Annotated in this window: 19 protein-coding genes, 1 tRNA gene and 1 riboswitch; of the genes, 13 read left to right on the top strand and 7 right to left on the bottom strand. The window is 63.1% G+C overall.

Going from position 1 to position 25899, the window contains the following annotated elements:
* Positions 1 to 153: 153 nt before the first annotated feature.
* Positions 154 to 2265 (bottom strand): T9SS type A sorting domain-containing protein, encoded by a 2112-nt coding sequence (locus Q4S41_RS22895; protein WP_305033468.1) that lies wholly within the window; start codon positions 2263 to 2265, stop codon positions 154 to 156.
* A gap of 625 nt (positions 2266 to 2890) precedes the next feature.
* On the opposite strand from Q4S41_RS22895, the gene Q4S41_RS22890 reads away from it, so the two are divergent.
* Positions 2891 to 5776: a gliding motility-associated C-terminal domain-containing protein gene (locus Q4S41_RS22890; protein ID WP_305033467.1), complete on the top strand. Its 2886-nt coding sequence runs from the start codon at positions 2891 to 2893 to the stop codon at positions 5774 to 5776.
* A 187-nt stretch (positions 5777 to 5963) separates the two neighbouring features.
* On the opposite strand, the gene Q4S41_RS22885 is transcribed toward Q4S41_RS22890, so the two are convergent.
* Positions 5964 to 6950: a cation diffusion facilitator family transporter gene (locus tag Q4S41_RS22885; protein ID WP_305033466.1), complete on the bottom strand. Its 987-nt coding sequence runs from the start codon at positions 6948 to 6950 to the stop codon at positions 5964 to 5966.
* Between the two features lie 249 nt (positions 6951 to 7199).
* Between Q4S41_RS22885 and Q4S41_RS22880 the strand changes: the two genes are divergently transcribed.
* The 5 genes from Q4S41_RS22880 to Q4S41_RS22860 all read left to right on the top strand — a co-directional run bounded on the left by Q4S41_RS22880 (position 7200) and on the right by Q4S41_RS22860 (position 15694).
* Positions 7200 to 8543 (top strand): Nramp family divalent metal transporter, encoded by a 1344-nt coding sequence (locus Q4S41_RS22880; RefSeq protein WP_305033512.1) that lies wholly within the window; start codon positions 7200 to 7202, stop codon positions 8541 to 8543.
* Positions 8544 to 8649: 106 nt separating this feature from the next.
* Positions 8650 to 11118: a TonB-dependent receptor gene (locus Q4S41_RS22875; RefSeq protein WP_305033465.1), complete on the top strand. Its 2469-nt coding sequence runs from the start codon at positions 8650 to 8652 to the stop codon at positions 11116 to 11118.
* 123 nt (positions 11119 to 11241) lie between these two features.
* A complete protein-coding gene (locus Q4S41_RS22870) occupies positions 11242 to 12096 on the top strand; it encodes a transporter (protein WP_305033464.1) in 855 nt (284 codons plus the stop codon).
* Between the two features lie 102 nt (positions 12097 to 12198).
* A riboswitch (cobalamin riboswitch) is annotated at positions 12199 to 12412 on the top strand.
* A gap of 177 nt (positions 12413 to 12589) precedes the next feature.
* Positions 12590 to 14548 carry a TonB-dependent receptor plug domain-containing protein gene (locus Q4S41_RS22865; RefSeq protein ID WP_305033463.1) on the top strand — a complete coding sequence of 653 codons (1959 nt, stop codon included), beginning with the start codon at positions 12590 to 12592 and terminating at the stop codon, positions 14546 to 14548.
* A gap of 72 nt (positions 14549 to 14620) precedes the next feature.
* Complete coding sequence (locus tag Q4S41_RS22860) at positions 14621 to 15694, top strand: DUF5074 domain-containing protein (protein ID WP_305033462.1); 1074 nt, start codon at positions 14621 to 14623, stop codon at positions 15692 to 15694.
* A 223-nt stretch (positions 15695 to 15917) separates the two neighbouring features.
* Here the strand turns inward: Q4S41_RS22860 and Q4S41_RS22855 are convergent, their stop codons facing one another.
* On the bottom strand, positions 15918 to 16190 hold the full coding sequence (locus Q4S41_RS22855) for a hypothetical protein (protein WP_305033461.1): 273 nt from the start codon (positions 16188 to 16190) through the stop codon (positions 15918 to 15920).
* 168 nt (positions 16191 to 16358) lie between these two features.
* Between Q4S41_RS22855 and Q4S41_RS22850 the strand changes: the two genes are divergently transcribed.
* Genes Q4S41_RS22850 through Q4S41_RS22840 form a run of 3 tightly spaced genes read left to right on the top strand, consistent with a single transcriptional unit; the run spans position 16359 to position 17954 of the window.
* Positions 16359 to 16961: a thioredoxin family protein gene (locus Q4S41_RS22850; protein ID WP_305033460.1), complete on the top strand. Its 603-nt coding sequence runs from the start codon at positions 16359 to 16361 to the stop codon at positions 16959 to 16961.
* Positions 16962 to 17016: 55 nt separating this feature from the next.
* A complete protein-coding gene (locus Q4S41_RS22845; RefSeq protein WP_305033459.1) occupies positions 17017 to 17376 on the top strand; it encodes a hypothetical protein in 360 nt (119 codons plus the stop codon).
* Positions 17377 to 17381: 5 nt separating this feature from the next.
* Positions 17382 to 17954: a helix-turn-helix domain-containing protein gene (locus tag Q4S41_RS22840; RefSeq protein WP_305033458.1), complete on the top strand. Its 573-nt coding sequence runs from the start codon at positions 17382 to 17384 to the stop codon at positions 17952 to 17954.
* A 76-nt stretch (positions 17955 to 18030) separates the two neighbouring features.
* Here Q4S41_RS22840 and Q4S41_RS22835 read toward each other — a convergent pair whose 3' ends face one another.
* The gene (locus Q4S41_RS22835) at positions 18031 to 18384 is read right to left on the bottom strand and encodes a four-helix bundle copper-binding protein (protein WP_305033457.1); all 354 of its coding nucleotides are present in this window, start codon (positions 18382 to 18384) and stop codon (positions 18031 to 18033) included.
* 233 nt (positions 18385 to 18617) lie between these two features.
* Between Q4S41_RS22835 and Q4S41_RS22830 the strand changes: the two genes are divergently transcribed.
* Together Q4S41_RS22830 and Q4S41_RS22825 are read left to right on the top strand one after the other, a co-directional pair.
* The gene (locus tag Q4S41_RS22830) at positions 18618 to 20318 is read left to right on the top strand and encodes a hypothetical protein (protein ID WP_305033456.1); all 1701 of its coding nucleotides are present in this window, start codon (positions 18618 to 18620) and stop codon (positions 20316 to 20318) included.
* Positions 20319 to 20385: 67 nt separating this feature from the next.
* Positions 20386 to 22713 carry a B12-binding domain-containing radical SAM protein gene (locus Q4S41_RS22825; protein WP_305033455.1) on the top strand — a complete coding sequence of 776 codons (2328 nt, stop codon included), beginning with the start codon at positions 20386 to 20388 and terminating at the stop codon, positions 22711 to 22713.
* A 172-nt stretch (positions 22714 to 22885) separates the two neighbouring features.
* Here Q4S41_RS22825 and Q4S41_RS22820 read toward each other — a convergent pair whose 3' ends face one another.
* The 3 genes from Q4S41_RS22820 to Q4S41_RS22810 are packed head-to-tail and all read right to left on the bottom strand — an operon-like array spanning position 22886 to position 24794.
* Entirely contained in the window at positions 22886 to 23929 is a 1044-nt protein-coding gene (locus tag Q4S41_RS22820) for a hypothetical protein (protein ID WP_305033454.1), read from the bottom strand.
* 23 nt (positions 23930 to 23952) lie between these two features.
* Positions 23953 to 24498, bottom strand: a complete 546-nt coding sequence (locus Q4S41_RS22815; RefSeq protein ID WP_305033453.1) for a GNAT family N-acetyltransferase — start codon at positions 24496 to 24498, stop codon at positions 23953 to 23955.
* A gap of 29 nt (positions 24499 to 24527) precedes the next feature.
* Positions 24528 to 24794: a hypothetical protein gene (locus tag Q4S41_RS22810; RefSeq protein ID WP_305033452.1), complete on the bottom strand. Its 267-nt coding sequence runs from the start codon at positions 24792 to 24794 to the stop codon at positions 24528 to 24530.
* Between the two features lie 91 nt (positions 24795 to 24885).
* Between Q4S41_RS22810 and Q4S41_RS22805 the strand changes: the two genes are divergently transcribed.
* Positions 24886 to 24958 (top strand) — tRNA-Gly (locus tag Q4S41_RS22805).
* A gap of 245 nt (positions 24959 to 25203) precedes the next feature.
* The gene (locus Q4S41_RS22800; RefSeq protein WP_305033451.1) at positions 25204 to 25890 is read left to right on the top strand and encodes a hypothetical protein; all 687 of its coding nucleotides are present in this window, start codon (positions 25204 to 25206) and stop codon (positions 25888 to 25890) included.
* Positions 25891 to 25899 lie beyond the last annotated feature (9 nt).

Raw genomic sequence — 25899 nt, 5'->3', positions numbered from 1 at the left:
CCGCAGCGCGGTGGTGCACACAAGCACCCACGTTTGTACCAAAGCGAATTAGCTTAGCCGGTGCCCACTGGCCCGGTCTGGAGCGTCGGGAAGTAGTAAAGGAGCCAGCTGTTGCCAGCCCCTTCACCTTTCGTCAAGCAATGGCTCAGCAGCTTATTCCAGCACCACTTTGCGGGTGAGCACCTGCGTGCCCACCGTCACCCGCAGGGTGTAGAGGCCGGCCGCCAGGGCCCGGGTTGAGAACGTTTGCTCGGCTGCGCCGCTCAGCTGCTGGCGGCGCACCGTCTGGCCCATCGCGTTGAGCAGGGTGGCCTGGCCGGGGCCGGTCGGGCCGGCCAAGCGCAGCGTGAGCTGGCCGGTGCTGCTCGGGTTCGGGAACACCAGCAGGGCTTCGGTGTCGGCCTGCGCACGGGCAGCCGTGGGGCGGCCCGAAGCGCAGATGTAGAACGTGCTGGCGGCGGAAGTCGGCGGCGGCGTGGCAGTCGACGGATACACCCGTACATAATACGTCTGGCCGCTGGTCAGGCCGTTGACGGTACTGACAATCGTGGTGGAAGCCGCCGGTGCACAGAAAACGCTGGTGGACGTAGCGCAAGGACCTGAGCGCACGTTCAGAATGGCATTAAACTGCGGCGCCAGGGTGAGAACCTGGGAAGTGCCCGTGGCCACGAACGAATACCACACGTCGAAAGCATTGGTGCCCGCGCAGCCCGCCGTGGGGGCCAGGCTCTGGGTGGCGTTTTGCACCGTGCCAGTCAGAATGGACGCGCAGGTAACGCCCACGCTCAGGGGCACGGCGTTGGCGCATTCGTCGTTGGCCGGGCCCACCGGGCCCGTCGCCACGCACAGCTGAAACGTGCTGCTGGCCGCTACCGGCGCCGTGCTGCCCGAAGCATACACGCGGATGTAGTACGTCTGGCCGCTGGTCAGGCCCCCGATGTTGCTGGTGGAGTTGCTACCCGCCGTGGCCGAGGTGCAGAAGATACTGTTCGAAGTGGTGCAATTGCCCGAGCGCACATCCAGCACGCCGGCAAACTGCGGCGTGAACGAAATGCTCTGCGTCGCACCGTTGGCCACAAACGAGTACCATACGTCGTTGGCCGACGTGCTGGTGCAGCCCGTGGTGGGCGGCAGGCTTTGCGTGGCCCCAAACACGGCGCCCGTGGTGGGCGTGGTGCAGGCGGCGCCCACCGGCAGGGCCACGGCCGTGGTGCATTCGTTGTTAGCGGCCGGGTTGGGGTTGGTGGTGAAGGTGCCAACGCTGGAGTAGTTGCTGTTGCCCGTGCTGCCGCCACAGTTCTGCATCACGTAGAACTGGTAAGTGGTGCCCGCCGCGAGGCCCGTGAGAATAGCCGTCGTAATGGTCGACGTGGTGGTCGCGTAAGAGTTCGTGCCCGAATTGGGCAGGTTGGGGTTGAAGCCTGCCGGCCCGTACACAATGGTAAAGGGGCCGGGCGCCGAAGTGTTGGTCACGGTAAATGTCACCGCAACCGACGAGCCGCTCTGTACCGAGTTCAGGTTGCGCGGCGTGGGGCAGGCCGTCACCACGGGCGGCGTGAACGTGTAGATTTGGCCCGTGGCCGGAAACGTCGAGATGTTGTCCGTTTCAACGGCCGAGTTGACCGACGGCGAGTTGCTGGTGTTGTTCAACGACAAAAACGAGCTGGTGCCCGATAGGCCGATGGACGCCGAAGCCCCGGACACGGGGTTGGTTTCCTGGCGGTATGCAAAGCGCACCACGTTGGTGCCTTCTACCAGCTGCACCTGCATCGAAAACGAGGGCGGCGTGTTCTGGTAGCGGGCCCAACCAGCCCACTCAAACGTGAACACCCGGTTGGGGGCCGTGCCGGTGGTGGCGTAGCGTGCCACGCCGGTGGTACCACCGTTGAGGTCGTCCCAGTAAGGCGCCACACGAGGCCGCTCACTCGCGGTGCCGGTCGCCAAATCGTTGCCCAGGGAGCTGCCCGAGGCGGCCGAGTTAAACGTCAGCCACCCGTTCGTAGAAGCCTTGCAGGAAGTGTAGGTGTTGCCGTCGAACACGAACGAGAACGGCAGCGGGATAGACGCCGACAGGGCGTCGTCGCTCGAAGAAAAAGCAACAGTGGTGCCGCCTGTTACAGGGGTGTAGGTGCCGGTGCTGGCCGCAAAATTATACGTGTCGGCTGTTTGAGCCCGAAGAGAACCGCTGTTGAACAGCAGAGCCGCCAACAGCAACAAGCTCCAATTCAAGGGCCCGCGCTGTCGCGCGTGTAAAGATTTATGCATGGGGTGAAGAGGGAAAAGGTTGAACAATACGGGTGGAAAAGGGGGTGGGAAAGCGTTGGGTTGTGCTTTCAAGCAGCGCCGCGGAACATGCTTTTGGCAATGTAATGTAGAAAGAAAGCTCAAGCAGATACAAAAAAGCAAATGTATTTCAAGCCGGGCAGAAGAAGGGTGTTGGGCCAAAAAACTAGTTGGCAGCCCGTTCAGGCAACTTTTGGGTCAGAAAAAAGACCGGAATATTTCCGACCGGCTTCCGACAATTCTGGCCTTAAAGAAAGCAAATCAGGGGCCCGCAGGCTCCATACGGTTGGCCTTGCTTATACGAATGCGTTGCCCAAGAGGCGTCGCTACCACCGGGAGCTGGCGAGGGGCGCCTACTGCGCCCGCCCACAGACCCGATTATCAAAACAGCGCCCTCATAGTAGGTGGGTATCGGGAACTAAATAAAAATCACAAATAAGTTCCATTTCATCAAAATTTTGTTAAGTGTGGCCCGTAATTTGCTGCGTTGCAATTCGCCTTTTTAGGTAGTTTTTGGCCCTCCGTATTTCTACCTGTATCTTGGTCCGCTGATTAGTCAGTAACCACCCGGTTTGCGTTTTTTTACTCCATTTACCCCTTTTCACCCATGAGAAAAATCTTACATTCTTTCACCTTGCTGCTCTTTGCGTGTGGCCTGCTTATGGGCAGCGCACAAGAAGCACGCGCTTCCCACTTGCTGGGCGGTGATATGACCTACGTGTCGCTGGGCAACAACCAGTATCGCGTCAAATTCCGCCTCTATCGCGACTGTTCGGGCATCACGCCCAGCCAGTTCGACCTGAGCTGCAAAAACGGGGGCTGCAGCGCCACCGCTTCCGTGACCACTCCTTTTGTACAGCAAGGCGCTGTTGAAGCCGGTAACCCGTTCTGCGCCGCCGTATCGGCGGGCCCCTGCCAGGGCCCGGCCGGCCTGCCGAACTACGACGTGTATAACTACTTGGCTACCGTGACCCTGCCCCCCGGGCAATGGATTCTGAGCACTTTCCAGAATGCCCGCCCGGCGCTGGCCAACATCAATGCCGGCGACCTGTACGTAGAAGCCACCCTCGATAACCGCAACCAGGGCACCACGGCCGTGGCCAACAACTCGCCCCAGTTCGACCCCCAGGACATTCCGATTCAGTACGTGTGCTGGAAGCAGCGCACCACCATCACTTTCTCCTCCACGGAGGCCGACGGTGACTCGCTGGTTTACTCGCTGGCCGCCCCGTTGCAGGCTTGCGGCACGCCCGCTACCTACCTGCCCTATCCCGGCAGCGCGCCCATTATCACGCCCATCACCTGCCCCGGCGGTGGCAACGGCTTCTTCAGCTTTGGGGGCATCCCGGGCGGTACCTACAGCCCCACCAACCCCATTCAACTCGGCCTCGATACCGTAGGCAGCTGCCCGCTGAGAACCGGCGTGGCGCGCACGTTCAACTTCAACCAGCAGTCCCGTACCATCACCTTCACGCCCGGCATCTATACGCCTGCGGCCGTTGGCAGCGGAACCAACAAGTACCAGATTGCGGTGCTCATCACCGAGTACCGCCGCATCAACGGCGTGCGCCGCGTCATCGGCACGGTGCGCCGCGAGGCCAACCTGATTGTGATTGACTGCGGTGGCAACAGCACGCCCAACCCCGTGCAGGCCAACCCCGTGACCACCAACGCCGGCACCGGCGTGGTAAACACCGCCGATACGACGCGGATTGACGTGCGCAGCTGCAACTACTCGCGCGTAGAGCTCAACTTCACCGACCCCGACAACCTGCGCACGCCCAGCGCCGGCCAGCTGCTGACCGTGACGACGCCGGTTAATATCAACACCGACCCCCGTTACCTGGACTCGGGCGATGTGGGTACCTTCAGCCTGACGGGCAACGGCACCACCAACCCCAAAGGCGTATTCTTCTTCCAGCCTTCGCCCGCTACGGTGGGCCGCACCATCCTGCTGAGCTTCAAGGTTGAAGACAATGCCTGCCCCATTAAAGGCGTGCAAAACCGCGTAGTGGTTCTGCGCATCGTCCGCGGCAACGTGGCCCAGGCCGTTACGACGGTGGGTGCGCCCGGCATTGGTGGCCAGGTGCCGCCCTCCATCTGCCTGGGCGGCTCGCTCACGCTCCAGGGCAACGTGCTGCGTCCGGACTCCATCCGCCGCATCGCTACCAACACCACGCAGGCCCAGGTGTACACATTCCAGTGGACCACGAATGTGGGCGGCAACGGCCTGCCGGCCGTAACCAACACGCGCAACATCGTGGTGAACCCCACCGTGACGACCCGCTACCTGTTGCGCATTGCGCCCACCATCGGCTTTGCCCAAGGCGTGTGCGGCGATACGACCTCGGTGCTGGTGCGCGTAGTGCCTCAGCCCATCGTGTCCATTAGGAGCTCGGTACCGACCATCTGCTCCGGAACACAGGTGGTGCTGACGGCTACTACCACCCGCCCCGCCGGCGTGGGCAGCAACCTGAACGATGTGTATACCTACCGCTGGTCGGGCCCCGGCGTGACGGCTAGCACCCCAGGTGTGAATACCTCGACCCTGACGGTGAGCCCCACCACTACGACCACCTATACGGTAGCGGTGACCGGTGCTTCGCCCTACGGCTGCGCCAATACCACCACCTCGCAGATTACCATTGTGCCCCGTCCGGCGGTGAGCCTGCGCACCAGCAGTGCATACGTGTGCTCCGGCAGCCCGGCTACTCTCACGGCTTCGGCCACGCCGCCCACAGGCTTCCCCGATACCTACACCTACCGCTTTGCCCCGGCCAATGGCCTGGCAACGGCCGACCTGACCAAAGCCAACCCCACCGTAACCCCCACGGTAACGACCCGCTACTTCGTGACGATTTCGGGCAACCCGCTGAGCGGCTGCGCCGACACGACGTCGGTAGTGGTGCGCGTACTGCCGACGGTTACCGCGGCCTTCACCTCGAGCGGCGCACTCGACGCGCCGGTGAATGGCAAGGCCACGTCGCGTCCGCCCGTGTATTTCAACTTCACCAACACCACGAATTCGCCAGCGGGCATATCGGTGGCTTCCGTTTGGACGTACCAGCGCGTGCGCGACATTCTGGGTGACGCGGTGAGCGAATCGCCGGTGACCTTCAGCAGTGCCAATACGCCCACGCCGCTGCAACTCACGCAGGCTGGCTACTACACCATTACGCTCACCACTACGCCATCGGGCTTCGGCCAGACCTGCGCTCCCACTACCGCCAAGCTGGAAGTGTTTGTGCCGGACTTGCAGATTCCGAACATCATTACGCCCAACGGCGACCAGCAGAACGACGTGTTCAAGGTTTCGACCGCCAATACGAACAGCAAGCTGGAAATTTACAACCGTTGGGGCCGCAAGGTGTACGAGACGACCAACTACGCCAACAACTGGGGCGGCGACAACCAGCCCGCTGGCGTGTACTACTACTTGCTGACCAACAGCAAAGGTGCTCAGACCAAAGGCTGGCTGGAAGTAGTGCGCTAAGCACCTGGCCCAGCCTCATCCACCAAAAAAAGGGTGCCGCGATTATCGCGGCACCCTTTTTTTGTGTTTAGTCTATAATGAAAACAGCGTTGGGCGCGTCGCGGATGCTGGTTGAATCAGCGGAGCTTCAGGGTACGTCCACTAAGCCAACCATCCTTCCTATCGGCCGCCGACGGCCGGGAGCCGCTTACGCCAGGTGGTGGCGCTCGTTTTTCACGGCGTTGTGGATGTCCCAAACCACCTCGTGGCGGAACGGGTGGAGGCGCACCGGGCAGTCGGCCATGAGGCACAAGGAGCAGGCCGCGAAAGTGCAAGGGTCGGCGTGCACAAACATCTCTACATCCACCGCAAAACGCTCTTTGATAAGCTCTTCTATATCAAATAGCTGAGAGTGAACTTCTTCCAGGGTGAAGTAGTAAGGCATTTGCATGTGGCAGTCGATGTGCAAATTGGCGCCGTAGCGCTGCACGCGCAGGTTGTGCACGTCAATCCAGGGCTGGCGGCGCTGAGCCTGCAGCTCGGCAATGACGGCGGCCACGGTGGCGGTGTCGGCTTCGTCCATCAGGCCCGAGACGGCGCGGCGCAGCATGCGCCAGCCGTTCACCAGAATGAAGCCCCCCAGCAACAGAGCCGCGCCCGTGTCGAAGCGCACCACGCCCGTGACGGCCACCAGAACCAGCGCCAACGACGACACGATGGACGTGAGGGCATCGATGTAGAGGTGTTGCCCATCGCCCACCAGGGCCACCGATTTCAGCCGTTTGCCGGCGCGCACCAGCACGAAGCCCACCCCGAGGTTCACGAACGCCGTGCTGGCCAGCAGCAGCACGCCCCAGTCGGGCCGGGCCACGGCGTGCGGGTGCAGCAGGCCCCGCGAGGCGTGGTAGAGAATGAAGGCACCGGCCATAAATATCAGCCCGCCTTCGAAACCGAGGGACAGATTTTCGATTTTGCCGTGGCCGTAGGGGTGGTTTTCGTCCTTCGGCAGGCCGGCTAGGTAGAGGCTGTAGAGCGCAAACCCGCTGGTGAAAACGTTGATGATGCTTTCCAGCGCATCGGTGAGCACCGCCTGCGAGCGGGTGAGGTGGTAGGCGTAGAACTTGATGGCCACCAGCCCCACGCTCACCACAAGGGAGAGCAGGCCGAAGCGGTGTTTGGTTTGAGAAGGCGTCATGCAAAGGAATTTTCAAGGCAAAGGTCGGGCTCGCGGCGGCAACCAATGGCCGCCCGGCGTGCGGCCAATGCCACCACGGTAATTAACGCACGCTGTTTCAGCGCCGGCCTAATTCCAAATGAAGCTTGGCCAGCCGTGAAACCTTTTCGGCTGGATTCTGTATTTAAGGCAGTCGAAATCAATTTTTAGACAAGCCTAAAATTCTGTATATTTGTGTTGAAACAATTATTCAACGTGCCGCCTGCTACCATCACCGAACCTGCTGCCCCGGTCGAAACCGGCTGGCGGCATCCCCGCCGGGCCAATTCGCTGAGCGAGGTGTACGCCAGCATCAAGGTGCCGGCTGCCAATGCCTCGTTCTGGCGCAAGCTCATGGCCTTCTGGGGCCCGGGCCTGATGGTGGCCGTGGGCTACATGGACCCCGGCAACTGGGCCACCGACCTGGCCGGCGGCTCCAGATACGGTTACACGCTGCTGTCGGTGGTGCTGATTTCCAACTTGTTTGCCATGCTGCTCCAGCACCTGGCGGCCAAGCTGGGCATTGTGACGGGCCGCGACCTGGCCCAGGCCTGCCGCGACCACTACTCCCGGCCCGTCAGCCTGATGCTGTGGTTTCTGTGCGAAGTCGCCATCGCGGCCTGCGATTTGGCTGAGGTCATCGGTTCAGCCATTGCCCTGAACCTGCTGTTTGGTCTGCCGCTGGCCTGGGGCGTGGTGCTCACCACACTGGACGTGCTGGTAGTACTGTTTTTCCAGAACAAGGGCTTTCGCATCATCGAAAGCATTGTGGCGGGGCTGATGGTGCTGATTTTCGGCTGTTTTCTGTATGAACTCATCGTGTCGCGGCCCGATTGGGTGGCGCTGGCCCACGGGCTGGTGCCGCAGCGGCAGGTGGTCACCACCCCGGGCATGCTCTACATCGCCATCGGCATCCTGGGCGCCACCGTGATGCCGCACAACTTGTACCTGCACTCCAGCATCGTGCAGACACGGCAGATTGAGCAGACCGAGACTGGCAAGCGCATGGCCATCAAGTTCGCCACCATCGATTCGACGGTGGCGCTGTTTCTGGCTTTTTTCATTAATGCGGCCATTCTGGTGCTGGCGGCGGCGGCCTTTCACCACCACGGCATGTTTGAGGTGGCCAAAATTCAGGATGCCTACAAACTGCTGGCGCCGGTGCTGGGCGCGGGCGCGGCCAGCGTGCTGTTTGCGGTGGCGCTGCTGGCTTCCGGCCAGAATTCGACCCTGACCGGCACGCTGGCGGGCCAGATTGTGATGGAAGGCTTTCTCGACATCAAGCTCCGGCCCTGGGTGCGGCGGCTCATCACACGGCTGGTGGCGGTGGTGCCGGCGCTGGTGGTGGCCATTATCTACGGCGAAACTGGGGCCGAGAAGCTGCTGGTTTTCAGCCAGGTAATTTTGTCGATGCAGCTCAGCTTTGCGGTGGTGCCGCTGGTGCTCTTCACCAGCAGCCGGGCCAAGATGGGCGTGTTTGTGAACCGGCCGGTGGTGCGCGTGCTGGCCTGGTCGGTGTCGGCCATCATCATTGCCCTGAACGGCTACCTGCTCTGGCAAACGGCGGTAGACTAGGGGATTTGAGTTAAAAGCAAGAGTTAAAGCCGAGAAATCAGATGCCGGGCATTCTGACCTGTGGTTTTGTGCTCGTTAATATCCATTAATATTTATCATTCTAGGTATGAAGCTGCTGCTACTTGCATTGCTATTGCTCCTGTCATTGCCCAAGTGCCTGCTGGCCCAGACGGGCACGCTCGCTGGCACCGTGCGCGACGAGCAGCAGCGGCCGGTGCCCTTCGCCAGCGTGGCGCTGCCCGCCGCCGGCCTCGGGGCCACAGCCGATGCGGAAGGGGCTTTCATCATCGCCAACGTGCCTGCCGGGCCGGTGCGGGTGCTGGCCAGCGCCGTGGGCTACACCGCCGTTAGCCGGGCCGTATCCGTGGCGGCGGGCCAAACGCTGCGCCTGACCTTTACCCTGGCCGCCGCACCCGCTGCCCTGGCCGACGTGGTGGTGACGGGCGTGAGCCGGGCCACTGAAATCCGGCGCAGCCCCGTGCCCATTGCCACCCTGAGCCGCCGCGAAATCAGCCTCAACGCCAACACCAACGTCATCGATGCGGCCGTGCGCGGCATTCCGGGCCTGAGCGCCGTGACGACGGGCCCAAACGTGTCGAAACCCTTCATTCGGGGGCTGGGCTACAACCGCGTGCTCACGCTATACAATGGACTACGGCAGGAGGGCCAGCAATGGGGCGACGAGCACGGCGTGGAAGTGGATGGCTATGATATAGAGCGCGTGGAGGTGGTGAAAGGCCCCGCCAGCCTGCTATACGGCTCCGATGCTGTGGCCGGCGTGGTGAACCTGCTACCCGCCTTGCCCAGCGGCCCCGACGGCCAACTGCGCGGTGATGCCCTGGCCGAATACCAGTCGAACAATGGCTTGGTGGGCAATTCGCTGGGGCTGAATTATCAGAAAAACGGCTTCCAGACCAGCTTACGGGTCAGCCACCGCCTGGCGCGCGACTACCGCAATAGCGTGGATGGCCTAGTGTACAACACCGGTTTTCGGGAGCTGACGCTGACGGGCATGGCCGGCGTGCGCAAGGCCTGGGGCAGCTCGCACTGGTACCTCACCTTGTATGACAACCAGCAGGAGATACCCGATGGTAGCCGCGACTCGCTCAGCCGCCGTTTCACCCGGCAGGTGGCGGAAAGCGGGTTGGATGACGTGAAAAACCGGCCGCTGGTGGCTGATGACGAGCTGCGCAGCTACGCCATCGGTCCGCTGCACCAGCGCATACGGCACTACCGGGTGTTCACCAAAACCCAGGTGGCGCTGGGCGGCGGCGAGCTGCACCTGCTGCTGGGCGCCCAGCAAAATCAGCGGGAGGAGTACAACCACCCCACGGCACCCGCGCAGCCCGGCCTGGCCCTGCGCCTCAGCACCTTCACCTACGATGTGCGCTACCACCTGCCCGCCTGGCAGGGCCTGGAAATGAGCGTGGGCAGCAACGGCATGGGCCAGCTCAACCGCCACCTGAACGCCACCGATTTCCCCATTCCCAACTACAACCTACTGGACGCCGGCGGCTTCGTGCTGCTGAAAAAGCCGCTGGGCAAGCTGGAAATCAGCGGCGGCGCGCGCTACGATACCCGGCTGGTGAGCTGGCAGGATTTCTACGTGGCGCCGAACCCGGCCACGGGGTTCGACCAGGCGGCCGGGCCGGCGCAGGGCGGCGCGATGCTGCAGTTTCCGGCGTTTCGGCGGCGCTACCAAGGCTGGTCGGCCAGCCTGGGAGCGAGCTACGTGGCTACGGAGCAACTCACGCTGCGCGCCAACCTGGCCCGCGGCTATCGTGCCCCCAACATCCCCGAAATCGGCTCCAACGGCCTCGACCCCGGCGCCCACATCGTGTACCTCGGCAATCGTGGCTTCGAACCAGAGTTCAGCTGGCAGCAGGACGTGGGCGTGCTCTGGCACCAAGCCGAAGTGGACGCCTCGGTGGAGGTTTTCCACAACTACGTGCAGAACTTCATCTACCAGGCCCGCCTGCAGGACGCCAGCGGCCAGCCGGTCGTCATCGTGCCCGGCAACGTCACCTACCAGTTTCAGCAGGCCGCCGCCCGCCTCTACGGCCTCGAAGCCAGCCTGAGCTGGCGGCCCGCGGCGCTGCCCTGGCTGGCTTGGACCAGCAGCGCGGCCTTCGTGACCGGCGAGAGTGCGCAAACCAACCTGCCCGACCACCAGCAGGAAGCCGCCCGCTACCTGCCGCTCATTCCGCCCCTGCGCGGCCGCACCGAGCTGCGCGCCACCGCGCCTGCCCGCGCCGGTCGCTTCACCGCCACCTACTTCCGCGCCACCGCCGATGGCAGCGCCCGCCAAAGCCGCTTCTATGCCCTCGACAACACCGAAACCGCCACACTGGGTTACGCGCTGCTGGGCCTGGGCGCCGGCACCACTTACACCACCCGCGCCGGCCGGACCGTGGCCCAGCTCATCGTGCAAGTCGATAACGTGCTCGATACCGCCTACCAGGCCCACCTCAACCGGCTGAAGTATTTCGAATACTACGCCAGCTCACCCACCGGCCGCACCGGTATTTTCAACCCCGGCCGCAATGTGGGCGTGAAGGTGCTGGTACCGTTCTAAAACTCCGAATAAATATATAGTAACCCATAGGGCCATTGAGTGTTAGCTGCCGCACTCGGCGGAGTTACTGAAAACTTGCCTTTCAACCTTCGGCAACGGGTAGGTTTCCTGCGTAGAGCGCGCATGAAACAACTGTTCTATCTATTTCTTCTGCTGCCAACCCTGAGCCGGGCGCAGGCGCCACCCAAATCTTCGCCCTACGACTCGGCCCATTTCAGCTGGCGCAAGCCGGTGCCGCGCAACCGCCTGCGCGAGTTGCAGCCCGACCGCCCCGGCGTCACCGAAAGCCCTTTCACGGTTGATGCCGGCCATTTTCAGCTCGAAATGGACGCCCTGCGCCTCATCAACAGCGGCTCGGATACCGACGACCACAACCGCGAGCTGCACCTGGCCTACTCCATGCTGAAGCTCGGCCTGAGCCGCCGCACCGACCTACAGCTCGAAGTGCCGTTCTACAGCGTAGCGAAGCAACGGCCATCGGATGCCGACGACTGGCAGGAGCGCCACGCCGGCTTCGGCGACGTGACGGTGCGCGTGAAGCATAATTTCGTGGGCGATGACCAGCAGGGCACGTTTGCTATGTCCGTTATCGGCTACGTGCGCCTGCCCAGCGGTGGCGCCGTGGGCGACGGGGGCGCCGCCTACGGCGTCACCCTGCCCGTCGACATCGAGCTGAGCGACCAAGCCAACCTCGAAGCGCAGGTAGAAACCGACCTCAATTATGACCGGGAATCGGGCCAGCGCTACATGAGGTTTGTGCCTTCTACTGCGCTGGAATACGATTTTACCGAAAAAGTGGGCCTCGTGACGGAAGTGGTGGCGTTGTGGAACACCGAGCAGCGCCGCTGGCTGGCCTCCACCAACATCGCCCCCATTTTCAAGCTCACTCCCAACCTGCAGCTCGACCTCGGCACCCACTTGGCCCTGAACCGCCTGACCGACCACGAATACTTCGTCGGCGTCACCTTCCGCCGGTAGCCCGTAGCGTGGACTCTGTGAGTCCGCGCATCGCACGAGCCGTTCGTGCACTCTACAGGCAGTTCGCCCGGGCGCGGACTCGCAGAGTCCACGCTACATGCCGTACCTTTGCCCTGTCAAGGTGCCAACCCCCAAGCGCGGGGCGCGGCTGAAAAGGGAATCCGGTTCAATGCCGGAGCTGTCCCCGCAACTGTACGCTTCACATCGGAGCGGGCCACAATGCCACTGTTTATTGGTTGATTATCAGCCAAAAAAATGGGAAGGCGGCCTGTTCGGCGGAGCAAGCCAGGAGACCTGCCCGGACATTCACAGGTTCAGCATTCGCGGAGGACGAATGGAGAAAGAGAACAGCGGCCGCCCCCGGGCGGCCAGATTACCCCCTGTTTTTCGGCCTCAGTCTGACGGTAGCCAGCGGCGCATTGCTGCTGGTTGGCGGTAGATTTTGAATCGAATTTTCTTAACTGAGAATTTGATTCGGATGCGTTTTTTTTCATTGAAACCGGCTCCGCTGCGGCGCGTGGCGCTGCTGTGCCTGCTGGCCGGCACCGCCCAGGCCCAAACCATGCTGCCCGATTCGGCCCGGCTCAGCCAGCGGCGGCACCGGCTGGGCGAGGTGCAGGTGCGCGCCGTGGGCCCCGAGCGCTTTGCCGTGGGCAGCACCCGCCTGGAGCTCGATTCGGCGACGCTGGCACAGTACCGCGGCGGCAACCTGGCCGACGTGCTCCAGGCCCGCACCCCGCTGGCCCTCAAGTACTACGGCCCCGGCCAGCTGGCCACCATCGCCCTGCGCGGCACCTCAGCCCAGCACACGGCCGTGCTCTGGAACGGCCTGAACATCATGCTGCCCACGCTGGGCCAGAATGATTTTTCCTTGCTGACCGTGGGCGCCAGCACCAGCGTAGCCATTCAGCCGGGCCCGGCGGCGGCCCTCTACGGCAGCGGAGCCGTGGGCGGCGCTGTGCTCCTCAACTCGGCCCCCGACTGGCGGCCCGGCCTGCGCGGCAGCGTGCAGGCCGATGCCGGCAGCTTCGGTCTGGCCGGCGGCAGCGCGGAAGCCCGTACCGCCACGCCCACCGTGGCCGTGCGCGTGGCCGCCAGCTACCGCGAAGCCCAGAATAACTACACCTACACCTTGCAGGAGGCCCGTGGCCCCGTGCGCTACACCCTGCAAAACGCCGCCCTGCGCCACCAATGGAGCCTAAGCCCCGATGTGGCCTGGCGCGTGGGCCAGGCCGCCGAGCTAACCGCCGCCGCCTGGCTGACCGATGTGGACCGCGAAATTCAGTCGGGCGTGAACATTGCGGGCAGCCAGGCCCGCGAGCGTGACCAGAGCCGCCGCCTCGTACTGGGCTACCGGCACGTGGGCGCGCGCCAGCAGTGGGCCGTGCGCGGCGCGTGGTTTGAGGACATTCTTAATTACCAAGACGGCGGCGCGCCCAGCAACTCCCGCGTACGCACTACCCAGGCCCAGGCCGAGCACACCACCGCCCTGAGCACGCGCGGCAGTTTGCGCCTGGGGGGCGAGGCGCAGCACTTCGCCGCTCAGGTGGATGGCTACGGCACCACCGAAATCAGCGAAAACCGCGCTGCTGCTTTTGCCCTGTTGCGCTACGACCCGCGCCCGGCCCTGCGTCTCTCGGCCAACCTGCGCCAGGCGGCGCTGCCGACTGGGCTGGCCCCGCTCACGCCCACCCTGGGGCTGGAATGGGACCTGCTGGCTGCTCCCGATTCGGCCGCTGCGCAGGCTCTGACCTTTAAAGCCAGCGCCGCCCGCAGCTACCGTGCCCCCACCCTGAACGAGCGATACTGGCGGCCCGGCGGCAACCCCGAGCTGCGCCCGGAATCGGGCATTGGCTACGAGGGCGGCCTGCACCACCGCCGCGCCTGGAGCCGCCGCCTGGCCCTCGAAAGCGAGTTGACGGCCTTCCGGCAAGATGTGGACGACTGGGTGCAGTGGCTGCCCAGCGCCAGCACCGGCATCTGGAGCCCGCGCAATTTGCGCCGGGTGCGCAGCCAGGGCGTGGAGGCCAGCACTGCCCTGCGCTTGCGCCAGGGCCGCTACGACGGCCGCGTGCAAGCGGCTTACCACTACACCGACACGCGCAAAACCCAAGGCTCGGCCGCCGACTCCGACCCCGTGGGCGTGCAACTGGCCTACGTGCCGCTGCACCAGGCCAGCCTCAGCACCGACCAGCGCTGGCGCGCCTGGCTGCTGAGCACCACGCTGGCTTTCACCAGCTTTCGCTACATCAACGCCTCGGGAACTGATTTTTTGCCCGGCACTGGCCTGCTGGGCGCCACGCTGGGGCGCACCGTGCAGGGGCCGGCCCGCACCAGCGTGCTGCTGCTACTGCAAGCCACCAACCTGCTCAACCAAACTTATTTCAGCTACCCCGGCCGGCCGGCGCCGCCCCGCGCCATTAGTGCCAGCGTGCGCCTGAGCTGGCGCTAGCGGCGGGCATGCTGCTCCTTTTCCTGAACTCACTTACCAATTTCTGGCCGGCGGTAGCCGGTGCGTTTTCCCATGAAAAAACAGTTAATTCCCTTCTTCGCCGGCCTGGCCATGCTGGCCGCGTGTGACCCGAAAACCGAAGAGGCGCCGGCCCCCACGCCGCCGCCCACATCTGGCGTGTACATTCTCAGCGAAGGCCAGTTTGGGGTGGGCGATGGCGCCGTGAGCGTGTTCAACAAGTCTAATAAAGCCCTAACGGTGGATGCCTTCGGCAGCGCCAATAACGGCGCCCGGCTCGGCGATGTGGTGCAGAGCATGGGCGTGCAGAGTGGCCGCGGCTACATCGTGGTCAATGCTTCCAACAAAATTGAGGTGGTGAACATGACCGATTTCAAGTCGGTGGCCACCATCAGCGGGCTCACGCAGCCGCGCTATTTTACCTCGACCTCGGGCACGCGCGGCTACGTCACGGAATGGCGCGGGCCCTACACCGGCTACCTGCCCGGCGTGCTCAGCATTCTGAATTTGACCACCAACACCGTGACCAGCCGCGTGACGGTGGGCCGCAACCCCGAGCAACTGCTGGCGCTGGGTGGCAAAATCTACGTGCCCAATAGCTACGACAACACCATTTCCGTCATCGACGAAGCCACGGGTACCCTGGCGTCCACCATCACCGTGGCCGACGGGCCCGGCAGCCTCGCAGCCGACAAGGACGGCAACGTGTGGGTGCTCTGCAGCGGCTTCGTATCGTACCTGAGTGTGCCGCCCTACACCCTCACCCGCGTATCGAACGGTACCCTCGTGCGCTTCAATCCCGGCAGCCCCACTACGCAGTTGAAGCTCGCCTTCCCCGGTACGGCCAGCCCCAGCAAGCTGCGCATCAACACGGCCAAAGACCAACTATACTACAGCTTTGGCGGGGCCGAATACCAGATTAGCACCGCGGCCACGGCCTTGCCCACCGCGCCCTTTATCCGGCGCAGCCTGTCGGGTTTTGACATTGACCCGCGCGACAATTCTATTTTCGGCGCCGTAGCGCCCAGCTACAACAGCAACGGCCGCTTCATCCGCTACCAAGCCACAGGCGCGCCCATCGACTCGTTTGAAGTGAAAGTGGGGCCCAACGGTTTCATTTTTTACTAAGGGGTTGTCAATAAAACGCGCAGTCAATTAGAACGTCATGCTGAGCGCAGCCGAAGCATCTCTACCGCTTCATTACTAACGGCATTGATTAGTACTGCGGTAGAGATGCTTCGGCTGCGCTCAGCATGACTTTGTATTAAATATCCACCTTCCCTCTGCAAAAAAGGAAAAGGCCCATACCGGAAGGTGTGGGCCTTTTTGCATCTAAGCCATCACGCAGAAATTAGTCGGCAATGCCGTCGTGGTTGCGGTCTTTGGCATTTTCGGCGGCTTTGTAGAGGTCTTTGCCGGTCACTTTGCGGGCAGTGTCGCGGGCGAGGCCGGCGGTGGCCGAGTCGCCATTGGCGGTGCCGTCGGTGCCGGCGGCGGGGCCTTTTTTGGTGTAGCCGCGCTCGACGTTGGTGTCGCCGTCTTTGGTGCCCGAGCTGCAGGCGCTAAACGTGGCGGTGAGGGCGCAGGCCACGGCGAAGGGGCGGAGGAGGGATTTCAGGAGCATGAAAGCGTGAAGGTGAAGGAGTAAGAAATGAGCGACGCTGCAAGGTAAAGAAATAACCCAGCGCGGCGCAACCTGAACCCTGGCGGGCGGGTACGGTTGTAGCGGTGGCAGTGGCCCTGGGGTTGCGCCCGGCGTGGCCTGCGCCTTCATTCTCACAGTTTGCTCCTGATGTCCAGCCCAATTGTTTCGCCCACTGCGGTACCTACGCCCGCCTACACCTACCCCGAGTTCCGCGCCCTGGTGGCCCGGCTGGCCGCCGAGCACCGCACCACCGGCCCCGACCAGACGCCCGGCCTCATCCGCTACACCGACCAGAACCAGGCCCACCTCGACCGCGCCTACGCCGAGCCACTGCTGCCCGAGCTGGTTTCCGCCCTCGCCAACCTGCCCCGCCCCGAGCAGTGGCTGCTGCTGGCCGAAGCCTGGTGCGGCGACACCGCCCACACGCTGCCCGTGTTGGCGCATCTGGCCGAAATGAGCGCCGGCCGGGTGAGCCTGCACATCGTGTTGCGCTCCGACCACCCCGCCCTGATGGCCGCCCACCAAACCAACGGCGGCAACAGCATTCCGAAGCTCATTCGGCGTGATGCGGCCACTGGCGCCGACCTCGGCGACTGGGGCCCGCGCCCGGCCGCCGCGCAGGTATTGGCCCATCAGCTGCACGCCGATAAATCGTTGCACGTCAATCAGATAATTAAGGAGATGAATGCCTGGTACGAAGCCGATAACGGGGAGGCCTTGCAGCGCGAACTGCTGGCCTTGCTGGGCTAAGTAGTTGGCTTCAATAAATTTTCACCTATTTTCACCTCCTCGTTTCCCGAAAATTATGCTGCTCCCGTTGCGCCGTCGCTTGGAAAAACACGTTGCCGCCTGGCCCTGGCGGCGGGTGGGCGTGCTGGCTGGCGTGAGTCTGGTGCTGGCACTAATGCTGGTCGGTTATTTGTTCGGGACGAGTGACCACTTTTTCAGTCGACTTTTTTTCGCCTTTCTCGTATTCGTCTGGCTGCTGGCCGTCACGTTCCTGGCCGTGGTGCCATTCGTGAACTGGGCCACCGGGCACTGGTTCGGGCGCGGGTGGGCGGAAGTTTCTACTCCGGCGCCGCGTACGCGCCGGACTCCGGCCGGTTCTGCAGCGGCGCGTTCTCATTCCTCATCGGCGGCCTCGCGGCGGCCAGAAACACGTTAAAGCTTGTGAAAACCAACCTACTGCATATCAAAAATATGGTGTGCCCCCGGTGCGTGGAGGCCGTACAAAACCTGTTGGAGCGCGCCGGCTACCGGCCCAAAGCCGTGAGCCTGGGCGTGGCCGAGCTGGACGAAACAACGCCTGTTGACCCCGAGTCGCTAGCGCCGCTGCTGCAAGCCGCCGGCTTCGAACTGCTGCGCGGCCGGGCCGAACAACTCACCGAGCAAATCAAAGGCACCCTGGCTGAATACCTGGAGCACCTGCGCACGGCGCGCTCGCCCCTCACTACTTCCGCCTTCCTGACGGACCGGTTTGCGGCCACGTATTCGCACCTGAGCAAGGTATTTTCGCGCACCGCCCACCTCACCATCGAGAAATACCTCATTCGCCTTAAAATTGAGCGCGTGAAGGAGCTGCTCAGCTACGGCGAGCTGACCCTGAATCAGATAGCTGACCAGATGCGCTACAGCTCCGGCCAGCACCTGAGCAACCAGTTCCGCCAGGTCACGGGCTATTCCGTGAGCGAATTCCGCCGCCTGATGCTACCCGAGCGCCTGTCGCTCGATGCGCTGGCGTAGGGGAATTACATCCGAAATCAAAAAGGCGGCCCTGCAAAGGGCCGCCTTTTTTTATGCCATAAGCTTGTGCTGCAAGCTAGGCCGCGTAGCTCTTGCAGGCCTCCACGCAGGCCTGGCAGGCTTCGGCGCATTTTTTACAATGGTCGTGTTGGTGCTGGGCGCATTCGTCGTGGCATTTCTGACAAATTTCGATGCATTCTTTGAGCACGTGTTGGGCATGGGCCGAGCCGCGGGCAATGAAGGCGGCGGTGAGGCGGCAGATGTCGGCGCAGTCGCGGTCGAGGCGGATGCAGGGCGCCATCATCTTGGGGTCGTCCTCGTCGAGGCAGGCATCGGCGCAGAGCTCGCAGGCCGCAATGCAACGGCTGAGGGCATCGAGGACGGCTTGGTTGTTTTGGCGGGCGCGGGGCGCGGCGGTGGGCATTTGCATGGTGAGTGGCTGAATTGGTGGAAAGGATTGAAAAGCTGTGGGTTGGGTGTACGCAGCCGGCCGGGGAGTGAGGGGTATAGAATTTTGGTTTCAACCCTGCACAATTCGGCTGGGCCCGGGATGCTGTACACTTTCAGCCAAATAATGGCTTAACTATAGGAGGCGGTTGCGGGTATAGAGAAGATGAACATCTTGCCATTAGCCCATTCAATATGCTATTCTTAAACCGAATATTGACTGTTGGATTATTGGCCGCCGCGCCCCTGCTGCCGGCCTTGGCCCAGACGCACGAGCACATGGACATGGCGATGCCCATGCCGGCCAAGCCCAAACCCCAGCCCAAGCCGGCCAAAGCTCGCCCGGCCGTTCCCAAGGCCGCGCCTGCCCTGAAAAAAGCTGCCCCCGCCACTGCCAGGCCCGCTCCCAGGCCTACTCCCGTTGCGCCAGCCGCTGCTGATACCAGCCACCACGCAGGCCACGAGCATTCAATGGAAGGAATGGATATGCCGACGACCTCGCCCGCTCCCGCCGTGCCGATGAACCACACCGGGCACACCGAGGGCATGGATATGTCGGGCGGCAGCCACAACATGGGCGGCATGACCATGGCCCACGACAGCAGCATGCAAATGGGCGGCATGAGCCACGCCCTCTCGCGCAATCTGCCCATGAACCGCAACGGCTCGGGCACCAGCTGGCACCCCGACGAGACGCCCATGTACATGTGGATGCAGCACAAAGGGCCCTGGATGCTGATGTACCACGCCGGCGCCTACGCCCGCTACACCAGCCAGAACTTCAACAACGACGGCAAGCGCGGCCACGCCAATGCCATCGACGGGCCCAACTGGGGCATGGCCATGGCCCAGCGCAACATCGGCGCGCGCGGCCTACTGAACCTGAGCTTGATGGTGAGCCTCGACCCGCTCACGGAAACGCGCGGCGGCTACCCACTGCTGTTCCAGACCGGCGAGAGCTACCGGGGCCAGCCGCTCATCGACAAGCAGCACCCGCACGACTTGATTTCGGGCCTGAGCGCGAGCTACACCCACGCCGTGAACGAGGACATGGACCTGAGCCTCTACGTGGGCTACCCCGGCGAGCCGGCCATCGGGCCGGTGGCGTTTATGCACCGCATTTCGGCCATGCCCAACCCCGATGCGCCCCTCTCGCACCACTGGACCGATGCCACGCACATCACCTTCGGGGTGGCCACGCTGGGCGTGCGCTACAAACAGTTCAAGCTGGAAGGCAGCAACTTCACCGGCCGCGAGCCCGACCAGTACCGCTTCGATTTTGACCGGCCCCGCGCCGACTCCTGGGCCGGCCGCCTCAACTGGAACCCCAGCCGCAGCCTGGCCTTGCAGGTGAGCCGCGCCTTCATCAAAAGCCCCGAAGACCTGCACCCCGACGACAACGTGACCCGCACCACGGCCTCGGTGCTGCACAGCCGCACCTGGGGCGAGCGCCGTTACCTGGCCTCGGCCCTGGTGTGGGGGCTGAACGAAGCCCACGGCGGCAAGGAGCATGCCGTGCTGGCCGAAACCAACCTCACGCTGGGCCGCCCCACGTTCTACGGCCGCTACGAATTTGTGCAGAAGGACAGCGAGGAACTGAATTTTTACGCCACCGCGGCCTATGGCGTACCATTGGATGAGGTGTTTAACATCCACGCCATCACGCTGGGTACGAGCTACCGGCTGGCTACCCTGGGCGGGGCGCGGGGCCCGGAGCTGAGCCTGGGTGGCCAGCTGACGGGCTACTTCATCCCCAGGAACTTGCAATATGACCGGATTGGTGACTTCGGCACCCTCGGCCCCGGCTACGGCAAGCTGCCGCTATCGGCCTCGGTGTACCTGCGCCTCACCGCGCCGTGGATGAGCATGAAAGGCATGGGCCCGAAGGCCGGCAGTATGGGCGGCATGAAAATGTAAGCCGGCCGTCGTGCCGACCTTTGCCGGGAAATGAACCCTAGCCACCCCGGCCGGGTTAGTCCCCACTGTGCCTACTGCCTCGCCCCGCATCCTGCTGCTCACCCCGCCGCTCACGCAGCTCAATACGCCATATCCGGCCACGGCCTACATTAAGGGCTTTCTGGGTGGGCGCGGCTACGCCGTAACGCAGGCCGACATGGGCTTGCAGTTGGTGCTGCGCCTGTTTTCGGAAGCGGGGCTGAAGCGGGTTTTTCAGGAAATTGAAGCCGGTGATTTCGACCTGAGCGACAACGCCCGGCGCATGCTGCGGCTCCAAAACCGCTACCTGGCCACCATTGGCCCGGTCATTCGGTTTTTGCAGAACAAGGACCTGACGCTGGCCCCGCGCATCTGCCACGGCCGCTTCCTGCCCGAAGCCAGCCGCTTCGACAACGTGGCCGACCTCGAAACCGCCTTCGGCACCATGGGCCTGACGGACCAGGCCCGCCACCTGGCCACCCTCTACCTCGAAGACCTCGCCGACCTCATCAAGGAAACCGTGGGCCCGCACTTCGGCTTCTCGCGCTACGCCGAGAAGCTGGCCCTCTCCGCCACCAGCTTCGAACCCCTGCACCAGGAGCTGGAAGCCGCTCCCAACCTGCTGGACAGAATGCTGCTGGAGGAGCTGGAGCCGCTGCTAGCGCGCGTGCAGCCCGATGTGGTGGGCTTCACGGTGCCCTTCCCCGGCAACCTCTACGGCGCCCTGCGGCTGGCGAAACACATCAAAGAAATCAGCCCAGAAACCCTGACCATTATGGGCGGCGGCTACCCCAATACGGAACTGCGTACCATTCAGGAGCCGCGCTTTTTCAATTACATCGATTACCTCACGCTGGACGATGGCGAAGGCCCCTGGCTGCGGCTGCTGGAATATTTGGGCGGCTTGAACGAACAAAAAGCCCGTCATGCTGAGCGCAGCCGAAGCATCTCTACCGCGCAAGTAATCAGTACCGGTGGGAACGAAGCGGTAGAGATGCTTCGACAAGCTCAGCATGACGTTCTACATAATGACGTTCTGCCTGACCGTTCCAAACTCCAGCGCACGTTCCTGCGCGACGAAACCGGCCAGATTCAGTACATCAACCACCCGTACCCCGACGTGCCGCACCACGAAGTAGGCACGCCCGATTACTCCGACCTGCCCCTCACCGAGTATCTCTCGGTGCTGGAAGTGCTCAACCCCATGCACCGCCTCTGGAGCGACGGCCGCTGGAACAAACTCACCGTGGCCCACGGCTGCTACTGGAAGCGCTGCTCCTTCTGCGACGTGACCCTGGACTACATCAGCCGCTACGAAACTGCCCCCAGCACCCTGCTGGTGGACCGCATCGAGCAAATTATCCGGCAAACCGGCCAGACTGGTTTTCACTTCGTGGACGAAGCCGCGCCGCCCCTGGCCCTGCGCGACCTGGCCGTGGAGCTGCTCAAGCGCCGCGTGCCCATCACCTGGTGGGGTAACATTCGCTTCGAGAAAACCTTCTCGGCCGACCTCTGCCGGCTGCTGGCCGCCTCGGGCTGCATTGCCGTTTCGGGCGGGCTGGAGGTGGCCTCCGATAGGTTATTGGCATTGATGGAGAAGGGCGTCACCATTGCCCAGGTGGCCCGCGTCACCGAGGGTTTCACCCAGGCCGGCATCATGGTGCACGCGTATTTGATGTACGGCTTCCCCACCCAAACCGCCCAGGAAACCATCGACAGCCTCGAAGTGGTGCGCCAGCTTTTCGCGGCCGGCGTGGTGCAGAGTGGCTATTGGCACCGCTTCTCGATGACGGCCCACTCGCCCGTGGGCAAGAACCCGGCGAAGTACCAGGTGCAGGCCACCGGCCCCGAGCCCGCCGGCTTTGCCTGGAACGACCTGTGGCACGACGACCCCCTCGGCACCGACCACGAAGCCTTCGGCCCCGGCCTGGCCAAGAGCCTCTATAACTACCTGCACGGCGTAGCCTTGGATGAGCCCCTGGCCCGTTGGTTTGATTTTAAAACCCCCAAATCGACTACCCCGCGCCACCTCGTGCAGCAGGCCCTGCAAGCCCCCGAAAAGCCCGATTTCGCTCGCCAGAACCAGCGCCTGTTCTGGCTCGGCAACGCTCCCGAGCTCCGCCTCGAACCCGGCAAAAAAGCTCCCCAGGCCGTGCTCACCTGCTACGAGCAGGCCGAGGACTTTGAGGTGAAAACCACCGAAGCCGCCGGCCGCTGGCTGCACCAGCTGCTCACCCGGCTCAGCCAGGATTACGACAGTAAAGTGCCGCTACGCGAGGCGGCGGCCACTTTTCCGGCGGGAGGGGGCACGTTCGAATACTTCCTGCAAAGCCCTGCCTGGCAGCAGCTGCGCGAAAAGGGCCTGCTGCTGATTTAGAAGGTACTGGAAGCCGATTCGGGCCAGTGCCGGTCATCCTGAGCGCAGCGAAGGACCTTTTCACCGTTGAATAAATGGCCGTAACCCGCTAGGCACGAGCGTAATAAGTTTCCTCGCTGCGCTCAGGATGACAGATGCGAGCTCAATTCAACCGGTCAGCTACCACCCTTATTTACCGCCCCCGCAGCCACTCCACCACCCCCGCCGGCAGGCCCGGTCCCAGGCGCCGACTCAGCCCGCCCGGTACCAACAAATCGGCCCCGCTGGTGCGGTAAGTGAGCACCGCCGTGCCCCGGCGGCCCCCCAGCGCATTGCGTAGCGCGGCGGCCTGCGCGGCGGCGCCCGGTCCGCCATACAGGCCCAGCACGGGCAGCTTGCGGTTTTTCAGCTCCCGGAAAGCCGCCCGGTTTTCCGGGCTCACGGGCACATTTTGGGCAATTAGGTAGGCTACCCGCGGCCCGCCGGGCGCCACGGCTTGCGCCAGCGCGCCGGCCCGCGGCCCGGCGGCCCAGGCGCCCACGTTGGCGGTGTCGGCGCCGGGCGTGTTGCGGAGCAGGCGCAGGGCGGCCTGCAGACGCGGTGTTTCGGTGGCGGGTGTGGCCGCGCCGGCCACCGGCATTATCAGCACGATGATGCCCTCCCGGGCCAGGGCATCGGCCCACAGCGGCGCGGCGCCGGCCGTGGCCGAGTCGGGGAGCAGGGCCAGGGCGGGGCCCAGGGTGCCTGCGTCGGCCGGGGCAAAAAGCCAGGCCGGGCCGTTGGCCTGCGGCATTTCTTCGACGTGGTAGGTATTGGGTGTGGCGTTGCCGCGCTTGAGCAGCACGGTGGTGGCCCTGGCCGAGTCGACCGCCAGGGTGCCCCGCCAAAAGTCGCCTTCCGACTTGAGTACCAGGCTTTGGCCGGACCGGGCCGGCCGCGTGAGGCGCAGTTGGTTATTGCTGAAAAAAACGGTATCGGCCACAAAGCTGAGGCCCGGCGCCGTGGGTGCGCTCATCTCGGCCTCGTAGTGGCCCGGGCTGGGGTGGCGAATGTCGAGCGCGATGCGTAGTTCGGGCTGGCCCGCCTGCACCAGGCTGCCTTCGTAATGGCCCACGGGTGGGGGCGCCGCCGCGGTGGCCGCGTCGGACTGCGGCTGGCAGCCCCCCGTGGCCAGGAGGGCCAGCGCGAGGGCGGCGCCGGCGGCACGGTGCTTCAACAAGCGCAACAGGGCGGGCATAGGCATTCCCAAAAGTAGCCGGTTTAGCGGCCCGCCATGCCCTTGCGTAAAATCAGGTCGGTTTGCACGTCCTGGCCCAGCCGGAACTCGTGCTGGCCCACCTCCCGGAAGCCGAAGCGCTGGTAGAAGGCCCGGGCCCGGTCGTTCTTTTCCCACACGCCCAGCACCACAGCCGTGCAGTGCAGTTGCTCGGCTAGCGCCAGAATGCCGCGCATCAAGGCGGCGCCCAGGCCGGTGCCCTTCCAGTCGTCGCGCACGTAGAGGCGCTCAATTTCGAGGCGGCCGGCGGCATCCTGGCCTTCGGGTAGGCCCAGCGCGGAGTTGTCGCGCAGCTTGGCGTAGCCCACCAGCTCGTTTTGCATATGGGCCAGCAGGAAGGTGTTTTCGCGGTCCTGCAGCTCGGCGAGCTGAATTTCAGGGCCAAAGTTTTCGGCCAGGTAGGCGGCCATGTCCGCGGCCGTGTTGGTGGCGGCGAAGGTATCCTGAAAGGTTTGGCGGCCCAGGTCGGCCAGTTGGGCGGCGGTGGCGGGGTTGGCTTTGGCCAGCGAGATGCGCAGAGGAGATGACATGGGGCAAAGGTCGGGCCGCGGCGGCCGATTTACAGTATCTCGTCGGTGTCGGGGTCGCGCTTCGACAGGTCGTCGCCGCGGCGCATCCGCAGGCCCATGCGCATCAGCAGCCCACTGGCCAGCAGCCCCACCAGATAAACCGACAGCATGGCGTAGGAATCCTGGTAACCCGAGTTCCAACTGACCACCGCCACGTATACTTTCAACAGCATGCCCAAGCCCAGCAATGCCCCGCTCATCATGAGCAAAAGGCCAACCAGGCGGCGCGTAACGGGGGGAAGGGGAGGAGTGGCCATCGTGCTCCGTCATACGCGGCCGCGAAAGGACAGGTTGGCTCCGGTTGCGAATCCGGTTCTTTGGCGTAATTTCGGGCCACCAAACCATCGCGCGAGAGTAGCTCAGTTGGTAGAGCATCAGCTTCCCAAGCTGAGGGTCGCGAGTTCGAACCTCGTTTCTCGCTCATTGTAAATCAGCCACTTAGATGTAAATCTGGGTGGCTGATTTGCTTCTGGATTATACGTTGGGTTATACAAGCATGCGCCTGCATTCTGCACTGTTGTGAGAAAATCCTTAGCTGACTTAAAAACAATAGCAGACCAGGAGGAGGCCCGATTGGTTGCCTCTGCAAACGAGGGGCGGCGGCTACGGACCTTTCGGGGGGAATGTCCAATGTACTACTCCACATTCAGGCAATATTTTACTTGGATGATTGGTAACATCCCCTTCATCCAACGTGATGACATGCTCGTTCTACACATAAATATTTTCGGCCACTCACTGAAGCTCCATTTAGTAGTGGACTTCTTGGAGGGGTTGACGGGCGAGAAGTTTGAAGCCCTTTTCGGTTTTAAGGCTGGTAGGGCACAGTACCAATATTTAGATGACCTAATAGTGGAATCGTTGCACCTGCAGGGGATACAGGACCTGCGAGGGGCAGAAGCTAAAAAACTAGGCATAGAGCCACTAAACGTAGAGCGTGCACGCGATTGGCTGAATGAGCAGATAGAAATACAGAAGTTGATTGCGCGACGCGATTTAAGCGAAGCAGTGCCTGCTGGGCTTGCTAAATCAGATGGTAGGGCTGGCCCGGCAATTAAAGAACAGGTACCCGTGCCTACCCTCAGCTTGCGACAAATTGCATTACTTTATGTCTATCAAGGAAAAGCTATGCCTACAAATGCCGATGCGATAGCCCTGAAGTATGGACACACATCAGGTAGAAAACTAAGGGAGCTCTATATTGAAATGGACCACCGCACCAATCGTTTAGGTATGGATAATAAACAAATGCGAAATATTATGATTAAAAATATATCAGCGGTCATTCCCTACTTAGCGGACGCAGCGCTACAAAAGGCCACCAGTGAGCTGCTCGAACTTGAGGAAGAGTAGAATGCAAGT

Origin of the sequence: Hymenobacter convexus (assembly GCF_030580955.1) — a bacterium.
Lineage (GTDB): Bacteria > Bacteroidota > Bacteroidia > Cytophagales > Hymenobacteraceae > Hymenobacter.
This window is presented reverse-complemented; position numbering and strand designations above follow the sequence as displayed.